The sequence below is a fragment of the Mycobacterium sp. genome (assembly GCF_032159765.1).
Lineage (GTDB): Bacteria > Actinomycetota > Actinomycetes > Mycobacteriales > Mycobacteriaceae > Mycobacterium.
This window is the reverse complement of sequence record NZ_JAVHWM010000137.1, coordinates 1-12089: the sequence shown is the minus strand read 5'-3', so window position 1 is coordinate 12089 and position 12089 is coordinate 1. Positions and strand designations below refer to the sequence as shown.

12 protein-coding genes and 2 tRNA genes are annotated in these 12089 nt (G+C 65.9%); 5 read left to right on the top strand and 9 right to left on the bottom strand.

All coding sequences use genetic code 11. The annotated features are described in order from the left end of the window. Window positions 1–396, bottom strand: a 396-nt coding sequence (locus QOH60_RS16150; RefSeq protein WP_526422111.1) for a hypothetical protein, incomplete at its 3' end; no start/stop codon positions are given. A gap of 119 nt (window positions 397–515) precedes the next feature. After that, window positions 516–989, bottom strand: coding sequence for a thioredoxin-dependent thiol peroxidase (gene bcp / locus QOH60_RS16145; protein ID WP_526422109.1), 474 nt, complete (start codon window positions 987–989; stop codon window positions 516–518). Between the two features lie 115 nt (window positions 990–1104). On the opposite strand from bcp, the gene QOH60_RS16140 reads away from it, so the two are divergent. Beyond that, entirely contained in the window at window positions 1105–1332 is a 228-nt protein-coding gene (locus QOH60_RS16140; protein ID WP_526422107.1) for a DUF3618 domain-containing protein, read from the top strand. Window positions 1333–1720: 388 nt separating this feature from the next. Here QOH60_RS16140 and QOH60_RS16135 read toward each other — a convergent pair whose 3' ends face one another. From QOH60_RS16135 to QOH60_RS16125, 3 genes are all read right to left on the bottom strand, one after another. Continuing rightward, complete coding sequence (locus QOH60_RS16135) at window positions 1721–3841, bottom strand: eCIS core domain-containing protein (protein WP_526422105.1); 2121 nt, start codon at window positions 3839–3841, stop codon at window positions 1721–1723. Window positions 3842–3988: 147 nt separating this feature from the next. Continuing rightward, window positions 3989–5668 (bottom strand): TROVE domain-containing protein, encoded by a 1680-nt coding sequence (locus tag QOH60_RS16130; RefSeq protein ID WP_526422103.1) that lies wholly within the window; start codon window positions 5666–5668, stop codon window positions 3989–3991. 491 nt (window positions 5669–6159) lie between these two features. Continuing rightward, window positions 6160–6232 (bottom strand) — tRNA-Lys (locus QOH60_RS16125). A 156-nt stretch (window positions 6233–6388) separates the two neighbouring features. On the opposite strand from QOH60_RS16125, the gene QOH60_RS16120 reads away from it, so the two are divergent. Both QOH60_RS16120 and QOH60_RS16115 read left to right on the top strand, forming a co-directional pair. Then, entirely contained in the window at window positions 6389–7609 is a 1221-nt protein-coding gene (locus tag QOH60_RS16120; RefSeq protein WP_526422101.1) for an Ig-like domain-containing protein, read from the top strand. A 152-nt stretch (window positions 7610–7761) separates the two neighbouring features. Further along, window positions 7762–8076: a WhiB family transcriptional regulator gene (locus tag QOH60_RS16115; RefSeq protein WP_526422099.1), complete on the top strand. Its 315-nt coding sequence runs from the start codon at window positions 7762–7764 to the stop codon at window positions 8074–8076. Between the two features lie 18 nt (window positions 8077–8094). On the opposite strand, the gene QOH60_RS16110 is transcribed toward QOH60_RS16115, so the two are convergent. After that, entirely contained in the window at window positions 8095–8454 is a 360-nt protein-coding gene (locus tag QOH60_RS16110; protein WP_526422097.1) for a hypothetical protein, read from the bottom strand. Window positions 8455–8585: 131 nt separating this feature from the next. Between QOH60_RS16110 and QOH60_RS16105 the strand changes: the two genes are divergently transcribed. Then, window positions 8586–8810, top strand: coding sequence for a hypothetical protein (locus tag QOH60_RS16105; protein ID WP_526422095.1), 225 nt, complete (start codon window positions 8586–8588; stop codon window positions 8808–8810). Between the two features lie 41 nt (window positions 8811–8851). Here the strand turns inward: QOH60_RS16105 and QOH60_RS16100 are convergent. Beyond that, window positions 8852–8927, bottom strand: a tRNA-His gene (locus tag QOH60_RS16100). A 37-nt stretch (window positions 8928–8964) separates the two neighbouring features. After that, window positions 8965–9609 carry an oligoribonuclease gene (gene orn, locus QOH60_RS16095; protein ID WP_526422093.1) on the bottom strand — a complete coding sequence of 215 codons (645 nt, stop codon included), beginning with the start codon at window positions 9607–9609 and terminating at the stop codon, window positions 8965–8967. 27 nt (window positions 9610–9636) lie between these two features. Between orn and QOH60_RS16090 the strand changes: the two genes are divergently transcribed. Further along, window positions 9637–11211 carry a helicase HerA-like domain-containing protein gene (locus QOH60_RS16090; protein WP_526422091.1) on the top strand — a complete coding sequence of 525 codons (1575 nt, stop codon included), beginning with the start codon at window positions 9637–9639 and terminating at the stop codon, window positions 11209–11211. A gap of 75 nt (window positions 11212–11286) precedes the next feature. On the opposite strand, the gene cmrA is transcribed toward QOH60_RS16090, so the two are convergent. Beyond that, window positions 11287–12089, bottom strand: an 803-nt coding sequence (cmrA, locus tag QOH60_RS16085; protein WP_526422089.1) for a mycolate reductase, incomplete at its 5' end; no start/stop codon positions are given.

Here is a 12089-nt window from a genome sequence, read left to right as displayed (position 1 = left end):
GGTGGCCCTGATGTTGTACTCGGCGGATGACAATTTCGGATTGAGGAAGACGTACAGTGCAGCGATCTTGCTCTGGCGAACAACGACAACGTCGAGCCCGGTGTACTCAGGTGGCTCACTTTTCGGGCCCGAGCCCCATGCCAGTATTCCCGCGTTGTGTAGAGCCTGCGGCTCTCCATGGGGTGTGTAGACAAAATTGGGATGAGTCGCACGTAGTTCCCCCGCGAATTTGTCCAGTGCGTCGTGTCCAACGAGGACGCCGTCGGGGACGTAGAGCGCGCAGTCGTCTGTGTAGAACTCTTCGATGGCGGCGTGCCGGCGGGCTGGATCGCCCTCCCCGAAGACCTCCTGAAGGTTTCGATAGAGAAGTTCAGTAATTCGCTCAGTCGCAGTCATATTCGCGTCTTCCCTTGCCGAGGTGTCAGCCTGTCCGACGCCTTCGGAGATGCTAAACGGACTGCGGTCCAATTTCATTCCACTTCGGCGTCGAATGAGCTCGGCAGCCCGCTCTTCTGCTAGACCGACAGGTCGCGGCGCAGCTTATCGACGTGGCCGGTGGCCCTGATGTTGTACTGCGCCAGCGCGATCTTGCCGTTCTCGTCGACCACGAACGTCGACCGGATCACGCCCTGCACCGTCTTGCCGTACATCTTCTTCTCGCCGTAGGTGCCCCACTTCTCGAGCACCTTGCGGTCGGGGTCGGACAGCAGCGGAAACGTCAGCCCCTCCGCGTCGCGGAACTTCGCGAGCTTGGCCGGCTTGTCGGGGGAGATGCCAACGACGTCGAGGCCCGCGTTGTTCAGGTCATGCAGGTTGTCGCGGAAGTCGCAGGCTTCTTTGGTGCATCCCGGCGTCGATGCCGCGGGGTAGAAGTAGACGATGAGCTTTCGCCCGCGGTAATCGGCCAGCGACACCTTCTTGCCGTCGGCGTCCTCCAGGGTGAACGCGGGGGCTTTGTCGCCCACCTCGAGCCGTGCGGTCGCCGTCATCTCGTTCCCTTCGTCGAGTCCCCGCACGCTGGTGTACGGCAGGCTGATCTAGGGTAGTGCGGCAGGGCAGCAAGCTTTCAAATCGCGGAGTCCGCGAAGGACACGGGAGGACACTGTGGCGCAGCGTGACCCCGAAGCCATCAAGGCCGACATCGACCGCGCCCGCGACGAGCTGGCTGCCACCGTCGACTCGCTGACCGAGCGGGCGCATCCGCAACGGATCGTCGCTGATATCAAGCAAGCCGTCGTCGGGTTCATCAAGCGTCCGCCTGTCGCACTCGCACTCGCCGGCGCGGGCACGCTGACCGTCGTCCTGGTAATCCGCCGGATCCGGAACCGCTGAGCTACTGACGGCCCGTGCGCCGCCGCCACCACTCACTGAAGCTCGTGGCTCGAGGGGGATTGGCGACGCGGCCCAGTCGGCTGCAGGTGTACAACGTGTGAGGCTCGCGGTGGGTCGGCGCAGCTGATTGCTCAGCTACGCCATCGACATCCTTCGGGCGGTTGGGCTCCAACCCCTCGGAGCGACCCGCTGACATTACGTAGTAACCCTAGTTCGCTATTCCCCAGCGGCCACAAGCCGCCCCTTACAGCTGCTTACGCTGGGAGTACCGGCACGGCGGCCGATCCTCCCGACGTTCTGCTAGCAAACCTAGAGCAATTGCCCCAGGGCCGCAATCGCTGCGTCGTGTGAGGGCGATCTCGGCCTGCGACCGGCGACGACGTCGGTATCAGGCGACGATGGCGTTTGCCGTTTCAGGGGCCATGCCCAAATGGATCAGCGATTTGCCGACAGCCTGATGGAACGCGGGACTGCTGACCAGCCAGCCCGTCACCGTGTCCGGCAGACCTGCTCTCACCGTCGACACCGGACCCACCAGGACGCGGCCGTACTTGTTCACGATCGCGATGGCCGCACCGTCGGATTCGGCGGTGCGGGCGTCGGGGTAGTTCGCCGAGTCCTTCGACGGTGCCACAGCCCCACTGGAATCGTCGGGTCCCGGCTCGTCCTTTGTCGCCTCGTTGACGATGAATCGCAGCGCCGTGGACGCGGTCGGACCGACCGCGCCGCCAACCCCGAGCACCCCGCCCTGGATCAGGGTGCCGCCGATGATCCGCGACATGCCGCCTTCGACGATCCGCAAGCCCCGCCCCGAGGAGAGCATCTGGTCGAGAATGGTGATCGGCAGCATCCGGCCTGCCGCGCCGCCCGCGGGAAGCAGCTTGCCGGCCGTTTCCGCCGACAATCCGCTGGCCTCCAGCAGAGCGCCCTGCATGATGCCGCAGCTGGTCGGGTTGCCGCCGATCCAGCGCAGTGCGGCAGGACCGCCCTTGGATACCTGCGACACCGCTTCCTCGATCGGGACCGCAGCCTCGGCGGCCTCGACGATCAGGTAGGCGTTCACCTTCTTGGCCATGCTCTGCGTCGTCTTCTTCGAGATCTCCCTGCCGCCTTCCTCGAAGATCACCCGCAGAGGGCCGCCGTGCACCTTGATCACCTGGCCGGCGGCGTTGCGCGCGTAGATCACCGCATGGTTGAGGCCGCCTTCGGTGGCGACGACCATGCTTCCTCGCTTGAGTGCGTCCAGCATCTCGGTCGAGGCCGCGGCCTGCGACGCCAGCACCGTGCCCCCTTCACGACTGACGGTCGCGCCGGTCTCCTTCAGCATCGCCTCGGTGGCGATCTCGCCGCCCTCGCGGATGACCAGCTTTTCTCCCTGCCGCGTGGCCACCGTGCGCAGCAGCGCGCCGGGTGCCTTCAGCAGCGCGCGCCCGGCGATGCCTGCGCTACCGAGGGTGACGCAGTCCAGCATCAGGAACCCGACGCCGAGCACACGCTGGAAATAGGACTCGGCTTCCTTGATCTGCTGCATCGATCCATAAATCGGGATCAGCGCCCATATTTCGTCGGCGGGGTTCTCAGCGCCGGTCTGATGACGCCTCTGGTTCTCCTCGGGGCTGTCCGATGCGGCCCAGATGATCGCGCCTGCGATCAGGCCGATCCCGGCCAGGATCAGCCACGGGGCGATCCGGTGGAGATCAGGACCGCTGGCCTGGGTGATGCGATACGGCTGGCCGGATGCCGCGGCAGCCGCGGCGCGCTCGGCTTCGCGTTCGGAGGCCCAGGACGGATCGCTGACCCGGCCCGAGAAGCCTGATCCCGGCCCGAGCCGCCCCTGCACCGCGTGCGCAACTTCGTGGCCCAGGATGTGCCGCCCGGCTTGGCCGCTGAGGTCGAGATCGCCCCCGACGACGATGTGGTCGCCCAGTGTGAACGCCGCAGCGTTGGCGGCTTCGGCGGCGCGCTGCGCGACCGGGCCGCGGTGAACACGCAAGGGGGACAAGTCATATCCGTAGGAACGCTCGAACGGACTACGGATCTCGGCCGGGAGTGGCTCGCCGCCGCCGAGGCTCGACAGCGGTGCACCAGCGGTGGAAGGTGCGGGCGCTTTCGGTGACATCGCCGCTCGCAGCAGGTTGGCCCCGAGACCGCTGACTGTGGCCGCGACCGACGGCGGCAGCGGATCGCTACCCCCGGCAGGGGGAGGCGGCGGCGCGGCACCCAGGGAGGGGACGGACGGGAGCGGCCGGGTGCCCGACCCGCCCGGCAGCGGTTCGACGGTCGCGGGTACGGATTCCGGCGCAGGGCCGCCAGTGTCAGTGGCGGGTTGTGCGCGGGCGGCCATCAAGCCGCTGACCGCACGGTTGCCTGCCGCGCGCTGCAGGTGCAGCAACGCCGCAGGCCCTGCGGCAGGGGCAGGGCGGCGAGCGGCGGCCGGCGGGTTGGCGACGCGGGTTGTACTGCGTCGGTCGCTGTCTGGAACGTCGTGCGCTGCAGCGGCATTCGACACAGCGCACCTCCGACGTCATCCGCTCGGTCTCTACTCAAGCGTGTCACGCCGGTAATGGGCAGCGCACCGCACATCCGGGCAGGATGCGTTGCCTGATGAGGCAAAACGGCGCCAAATGCCTGCACGCCGGGGGTCAACCCTGGGCGGTCACAGATCGCCGCGCGAGAAGTCGGCAATCAACTGCGGAACGGTGGCGTCGAACCCTGAAACATCCAGCGTCAACGGATCGTTCGGATCGGTGATCGAGTTCCGCGTGCCCGTCATCGACACCACGACCAGCCGCGCGTTGATTCCCATCTTCTCCCGGTACTCGCGCAACGCCTGGTGCGGATGAATTGAGCCGAACCAGGTCTCGTTGTCGGTCAGGATCTCGAACGTGTCGATCTCGACCCGGTTCTGCAGCGCCCACACCATTGGCAAGGCGCAGTCGGTGCCACCCATCGGCAATCCCGCGGTGTAGCGGCAGGTGTCGTCGAGCCGGCGACGCGGGCTGATGTCGAGCTGGGAGAGCACAGTGTTGGCCCGCCAGTCGCCCCTGTAATCGCCGGCTTTGCCGTCCGTGAAGCCGACGATCTGATGGTCGGGTTCGGTGGCGGCCGTCACCATCGCGAGTGCCGCGCAAGCCTCCCGGCACGACAGCAGCAAACCGGATACCGACGATCCCATCGAGCCGGAGATGTCCAGCGCAAGCAACGTCCGCTTGTTCGCCGGCTCGACCGCGCCGTAGGCGTTGTAGAAAGCGCTGTCCAGCGCGTCGCTGATCGCCGGGATGGGGCTCCAGATGCCTTCCCCGCGAGCCGATTTGCCGCTGGCGTACGTGCGCTGCGCGACAAGTACATTGATCGGATGCACGCGGGCCCGGATCAGCCGCTGCGAGTCCTGCAGCTGCTCTGCAACCGCGCGCAGTGTGTCGCCAGTGAGCACACCAAGCCGCGTCAGCCGGGGCAGCTGCCGCATCAACGCGGTCTGTGGCAGCCCCTGTTCGATCAGCGCGTGCCACACCTGCGGCTCGTTGAGCGCTGCGTCGGGCAGCATCTCCCAGGACAACCCGTGGCCGCGCGCGATGACGTCGAGCCAGCCCTGCGCCGCCGTGGCCGCCTGAGCGTCCTCGAAGTCGGCGATGATCGCCAGCGATTCGGGGACGGTGTCTGCCGTCGGCAGCGGTGGCTGTCCAGCACCCGCGTCGCGGTCGGGGTAATCTGCCAAGCCCTTGCGGACCGCCCAGTTCAGCGCCATCCGACGGTCCGGCGCGGTGACACCGCTGGGGCTCGCCAGCCGGAGGACGTCGTGGTGGCTCCAGCCCTCGCGCTGACGGTACTTGACGAGCTGGTAGGCCAGCTTGTCCACGGGCATCTCGGTGTACCAGCGGGCCACGGCCTTTCGCAGCGTCGGGCCCCACCCACGAAACTGCTCGACGTAGCGGGCGAACAAGAACAGGTGGGTGCCGGTGCGCGCCACCTGAGGCAGTGCGTCGAGTGCGGCACGGCGACCGTCTACGTCGTCAGCGGACGCGGCGATGGCCAACGCGAAGAGGGCAGGATTCTGCCGCGGCGCGCGGCCTGCCGTCGACACCTCGACGATCTGGCGGACCAATGCGATCGGATCGGTTGCGGCGGCGCGGAATACGACATCAGCGTTGTCCCGTGCCAGCTCTCGCGCCTGCGCGTAATACGTGCCGCCTTCGGTGCCCAGCGTCAAGAAGCGCTGCAACCGCGCACGGTCGTCGACCGTGAACGTGAAACCACCGGCCGCGTTGGGCTCTTGGCGCGCGTCGGCACGATCGCTCTGCGGCGTGCGCCGCGTGTTGATCGAGCCGAGTGAGTCCACGGTGGGTTCCTTTTGGTTGTCGCGTTAGCCGACGTGGGCGTGTTGCTGTGACCGGCGCAGGGATCGAACCTGTAGACGCCAGATAACCGATCACATCCGGCGCACATCGCACGCGAATGTTGTTGTTACACCGGGGATGTGAGCGTGTTACCGCCAGCCGGAAAAATTGATTAGAAGGAGTTAACCGACTAGCTCCGGCCCACATCCCCGACGAAGCTTGCTGTAAAAATTGTCGGGCCGCTCACAGTAGCGCGGACACCGCCGTACCGTCGACGGCTTTTCTTGGGGGATGTGGGCGTGTTGTACCAACCGGGGCTCAAGAGCTCTGCCAGTTGAGCTACAGGCGTATGCCCGGTGGGACTCGAACCCGCATCCCTCGCGTTACAGGCGATAACCGATCAGTTCCGGCTCACATCCCCCTGCATATCTCGCAGCAGATGCCGTCGACGTTACGGCGGTGGCCCGAGCCGATGCCATCCGACATTTGTGAGTGCGCCGTCAGGGTTTCGAACCCCGGACCCGCTGATTAAGAGTCAGCTGCTCTACCAACTGAGCTAACGGCGCGTCGACAGGGCAGGATAACAGGCTGGCGTGCCTCGGCGAAAATCCGGCGTTCTAGGGTCCTCCCGACGCGCGCGGTGGCGCGCCGCGTGGTCGGATTGCCCTTAGACTACTGCCAGAAACCGTCCGAGTTTGCTATGCAGTGAGGTGGAGTGAGGTATGTGGCAGGTCCGTTCCGTGACCCGTCCGCGTCGGTATGTGTCCCTGCTGGCGGCGCTATCGCTCATGCCTGCGCTCTTTTTCGGTGCCTCCGCATGCGGCACTGACTCGGCGCCCCAGCCCCCGAAGCAGATCACCAACAAAGGCACGCCGTATGCCGATCTGCTGGTTCCGAAACTGCAGGCCTCCGTCACGGACGGCGCCGTCGGCGTCGCCGTCGATCAGCCCGTGACGGTCACGGCGGGTGATGGCGTGCTCGGCGCGGTCACCATGTCCCGCGCCGACGGCAAGCAGGTCGATGGGCAACTCTCCCCGGACGGGCTCACTTGGTCGACCACCGAGCCGCTCGGCTTCAACAAGCAATACACGCTCTCCGCGGAAGCACTGGGCCTGAGCGGGGTAACGCGCCAGCAGATGACGTTCAAGACGCACTCGCCGCAGAACCTGACGTCGGCGTACGTCTTGCCGAACGACGGCGAGGTCGTGGGTGTCGGCCAGCCCCTGGCCATCCGGTTCGACGAAAACATCCCGAATCGGCTGGCTGCGCAGCAAGCGGTCAAGATCAAGACGGACCCCCCGGTCGAGGGCGCGTTCTACTGGCTGAACAATCACGAATTGCGTTGGCGCCCTGCGACTTACTGGAAGCCGGGGACGCAGGTAGACGTCCTTGTCGACATCTACGGCGTCGACATGGGTGACGGTCTGTTCGGTCAGGAGGACGTCAAGACCCACTTCTCCATAGGCGACGAGGTGATCGCCACCGTCGACGACAACACGAAGATGGTCACAGTGCGCCGCAACGGCGAAGTGATCAAGACGATGCCCACCTCGATGGGCAAGAACAGCACGCCGACCAACAACGGTGTCTACATCGTGGGAGACCGATTCACCCACATCGTGATGGACTCATCGACCTACGGCGTTCCGGTCAACTCTCCCAACGGATATCGCACCGACGTCGACTGGGCGACACAGATCTCCTACAGCGGGATCTTCGTGCATTCGGCGCCCTGGTCCGTGGGTGCGCAAGGTAACACCAACACCAGTCACGGATGTCTGAACGTCAGTCCGAGTAACGCAATCTGGTTCTACAACAACACGAAACGCGGCGACATCGTCGAGATCGCAAACACGCTCGGTGCGATTCTGCCGGGCACCGACGGGCTCGGCGACTGGAACATTCCGTGGGAGCAGTGGAAGGCCGGTAACGCCAACATCTAGGTCGGGCCGCCGGGAGCCATTTCCGCGGGAGGAACGGGCCGCCGAGTACAGGGCGTGGGTCACCTACTGGTGGGTCCGGGCGTAACGATTCGGAGAAATTGAGTAGTCGGCTACTCTATTCGCCCTTCGGCTGATGCCACCAAGATCGGCGAATGACGTTCTCGATACTGACGGCCGCTGAAGCCCGCCTTGCCTGGGTGTCGAAGGCCCGATGTCTTTCGCGCGATCCCGATGACCTCTTCGTCCGCGGTGCGGCACAGAAGAAGGCAGCCGCGATATGCAGGGACTGCGCAGTGATTGCCGAATGTCTCGCCGACGCGCTCGACAACCGGGTGGAATTCGGGGTCTGGGGCGGGATGACCGAGCGTCAGCGACGGGCGCTACTCAGGGATAACCCCGACGTGACGTCCTGGGCCGAGGTGTTCGCCGCCCGGCGCGCGCAGCGCAAGGAGAGAAATCCGGCCTAGCCCTCTGACGCGGCGCTCTCAGAGGCCGCCGCACTGTGCCGGGGCCAAGAACGGAATGCTGATGGGCGGGCAGCCAGGTGCGGGGCCCGGAGGTGCGGGCGGACCTGCGGGCGGTATCGGCCCGGTGGGGTACAACCAGATGAACCCCGTGTCCTCGTCGACGACACCGGTAGGTCCGTAGTGATAGTTGTGGCAGACGTTCCAGTCCCAGTGCACGAAGCTCGTACTCGGTGGGCCTCCCGGTGCCCAGTTGGGCGGATCGCTTGGGCAATACGGGCGCCCCGTCGCCTGGGCGGTGCCCGCACCGACTCCCAGAGCTGCCAGACCGAGACCACCTGACACCAGCACAGCCGTTGCTATCCGGACGGTTCGCTTCATGGTGTGACCCTGCAGTGGACCCCTTGGAGAATTCTTGGAAGGTGTCATCGGGCGGGAACGCGTGTGGTGGACATCCGCCTACCAGGCCGAAAACCACTCGGGCGGGCGAGAATCCGTCGTACGATAACGTCGTGAATCCGATCGTCGGCATCGTCCTTCTTGGGTGGCTGGCGATCGCGATTGGCATCGTCGTCGTCGTCTTCATCCGTCGCCTTCGAGCCAAGGGGTTGCCGGAACCGATTGGCAACGCGGCGCCGTATTTGTCGATCGTGGAAGGACCGGTACCGCGCCTGGCGCCGCCGGAGTGGGTGGATTGGGAAGAGGCGAAGTCGTCCGACGAGGACAACGCTCGCTGAGGACCCTCGCGCGGCGAAAGTCCGGCCAGCGTTTGACCTGTTGGGGTGAGTGACGGGGCTCGAACCCGCGACCTCCAGGACCACAACCTGGCGTTCTACCAGCTGAACTACACCCACCATCGCCGCACACGCAGTGCGCGCGGCGAAGGCGATACTAGCCGCTGGTGGCCTCCGGAGCCGAATTCTTATCCGTCAACGAGGCCGCACCGCCCAACTCCGCGGCGATGGCCGCGATCTCACCCGTCGACGGCCCCGGCGGCGCCACGAACGCGGTGCGGCGGTAAAACTTCAGCTCTCGTATCGACTCGTGGATGTCGGCCAGCGCCCGGTGTGCAAGTCCCTTCTCGGGCTGCCCGAAGTAGATCCGCGGATACCACCGCCGGCAGAGTTCCTTGATCGAGCTGACGTCGATCATGCGGTAGTGCAGGTAGTCCTCGAGCGCAGGCATGTCGCGGGCGATGAAGCCGCGGTCGGTGGCGATCGAATTACCCGCCAGCGGAGCGGTTTTCGCTTGGGGAACGTGGGCGCGGATGTAGTCGAGCACCATGGCCTCGGCCTGCGCCACGTCGACGGTCGACGCCCGCACCTCGTTGATCAGGCCCGAGCGGGTGTGCATCTGTGCGACCACATCCACCATCTGGGACAGCGCGTCCTCGTCGGTGTGGATCACCACGTCGACACCCTCGCCGAGGACGTTCAAATCACCGTCGGTGACCAGCGCCGAGATCTCGATCAGCCGGTCGCGGCCCAGGTCAAGGCCGGTCATCTCGCAGTCGATCCAAACGAGTTCATCTCGCATGGCGCTCAACAGTAGGCTCTGGGAGCGATGAGTACAGAATCGTCAACCTCGCCCGCCCAGCAGATCGCCGCCGGCTATGCATTCGACGGCCAGGCGCTCGAACTGGGGACAGTGGTCGTCGACGGCACCGTCGACCCGACCGCTCGCATCCGCATTCCGTTGGCCACCGTCAACCGGCACGGCCTCGTCGCCGGGGCAACCGGCACCGGCAAGACCAAGTCGCTGCAGGTGATGGCCGAGCAGTTGTCCGCCGCCGGGGTGCCGGTGATGATGGCCGATATCAAGGGCGACCTGTCCGGCTTGTGCCGCCCGGGCGTCGCCAACGACAAGACGGCGGCCAGGGCCAAGGACACCGGTGACGACTGGACGCCCACCGGCTTCCCCGTCGAGTTCCTGTCGCTGGGCACCAGCGGGGTCGGCGTCCCGGTGCGGGCCACCATCTCCAGCTTTGGTCCGATTCTGTTGTCGAAAGTGCTGGGGCTCAACGCAACCCAGGAGTCGACGCTCGGGCTGATCTTCCACTGGGCGGATCAGAAGGGCCTACAGCTACTTGACATCAAAGACCTTCGGGCGGTGATCTCCTTCCTCACCAGCGACGAGGGCAAGCCCGAGCTCAAGGCACTCGGCGCGGTGTCGGCAACCACCGCGGGGGTGATCCTCCGCGCGTTGGTCAACCTCGAGGCTGAGGGCGCCGACACGTTCTTCGGGGAGCCGGAACTGGACCCCAACGACCTGATGCGCACGGACTCGAAGGGCCACGGCGTCATCACGCTGCTCGAAGTCGGTGCTCAGGCCGCCCGGCCGGTGATGTTCTCGACGTTCCTCATGTGGGTGCTCGCGGACCTGTTCACTTTTCTGCCGGAGGTCGGCGACGTCGATAAGCCCAAGCTGGTCTTCTTCTTCGACGAGGCCCATCTGCTCTTCGCCGACGCATCGAAGGCATTCCTCGAGCAAGTCGAGCAGACCGTCAAACTGATCCGCTCCAAGGGCGTCGGCGTGTTTTTCTGCACGCAGCTGCCCACCGACGTGCCCAACGAAGTGCTCTCGCAACTTGGCGCCCGGATCCAGCACGCGCTGCGCGCGTTCACCCCCGACGACCAGAAGGCACTGTCCAAGACCGTCCGCACCTACCCGAAGACCCAGGTCTACGACCTCGAGTCGGCGCTGACGTCGCTGGGCATCGGTGAGGCCATCGTCACCGTGCTGTCCGAGAAGGGCGCGCCGACGCCGGTCGCGTGGACGCGGATGCGATCGCCACGCTCGCTGATGGACACGATCGGCAACGACGCGATAAAGACGGCCGCAGAATGCAGTTCGCTGCATCCGAAGTACGGTCGGACGATCGACCGCGAGTCTGCATACGAGATCCTGGCTGCCAAACTGGCCCCGCCGCCCGAAGCCGGTGCGCCGCAGCAGGATCCGTCGATGCCGCCGCCGTACGAGCCTCCGCCGACCAAGGAGAAGGCGTCGAAACCGGTGCCGGGCTTCTGGGAGTCGGTGTTCGGCAGCTCCGCGTTCAAGAGCGCAATGCGCTCGGCGGGCACCGTCGCTGGCCGCGAGATCACCCGAAGCGTCTTCGGCACGGGCCGCCGCCGCCGCTAGGCCGTCGCGAGATAGAAGCCACGGTAGTCAATTGGCCGGAATCACTACATGGAATGCTATTTCGCGGCAAAAGCGCTAGCCGCCGCCGAGCTTCTTGTACACCGCGCCGACGATCGGCGCCACGATCGAGCGCGGCGCGTACCCGGTGGCCACCGACATCGCCTTCGAGGTCACCCCGGGCACCACCCGCATCTTGTTGTGCTCGAGCCCGTCCAGCGACAGCTTCGCGGTGTATTCCGTTGAGATCCAGAGGAAATCCGGGATCAGCTTCTCCACCAGCGACTGCTCCGACTGTTCGGGCAGCGACTCCCGCACCGGCCCCGGCGCCAACAGCGTGACGTGCACGCCCGCCTTCTTCAGCTCACCACGCAGTGATTCGCTGAACGTGTTGACGAATGCCTTCGTCGCCGCATAGGTGGCGTTGTTCGGGATCGGCGAATTGCCTGCGGCCGAGCCGGAAATCAGGATGCCGCCCGCACCCCGCTCAACCATCCCGGGCAGCACGGCCAGCGTAAGGTCATGAACGCCAAGGACATTCAGCGCCACCTGCGCCTTCTCTTCGGCCGGGTCAAGACGCGCAACGGGCCCGAACGTCGCCGTCCCGGCATTCGCGCACAGGATCGAGATGTTGCGCGACGCCAGTTCGTCGCACAGCTTCTCCCGTTCAGCGGCGTCGGCAAGGTCGACCGGGCGCACCTCAACCGTGACCCCGTAGCGGTCGGTCAGCCGCGTCGCCAGCGCGTTGAGCACATCGTCGCGGCGCGCCGTGATGATCAGATGGTGGCCCCGGGCCGCCAGTTCGGTGGCCAGCGCTTCGCCGATGTTCTGGGATGCTCCGGTGACGACGGCACGCGCGTCGGGACTGGGTGCGGGAACTG

Excerpts from the sequence above, each read along its gene's own strand:
- bcp (WP_526422109.1), bottom strand. The coding sequence starts at position 989 with ATGACGGCGACCGCACGGCTCGAGGTGGGCGACAAAGCCCCCGCGTTC.
- QOH60_RS16120 (WP_526422101.1), top strand. The coding sequence starts at position 6,389 with ATGTGGCAGGTCCGTTCCGTGACCCGTCCGCGTCGGTATGTGTCCCTG.
- QOH60_RS16115 (WP_526422099.1), top strand. The coding sequence starts at position 7,762 with ATGACGTTCTCGATACTGACGGCCGCTGAAGCCCGCCTTGCCTGGGTG.
- QOH60_RS16110 (WP_526422097.1), bottom strand. The coding sequence starts at position 8,454 with ATGAAGCGAACCGTCCGGATAGCAACGGCTGTGCTGGTGTCAGGTGGT.
- orn (WP_526422093.1), bottom strand. The coding sequence starts at position 9,609 with ATGCGAGATGAACTCGTTTGGATCGACTGCGAGATGACCGGCCTTGAC.
- QOH60_RS16090 (WP_526422091.1), top strand. The coding sequence starts at position 9,637 with ATGAGTACAGAATCGTCAACCTCGCCCGCCCAGCAGATCGCCGCCGGC.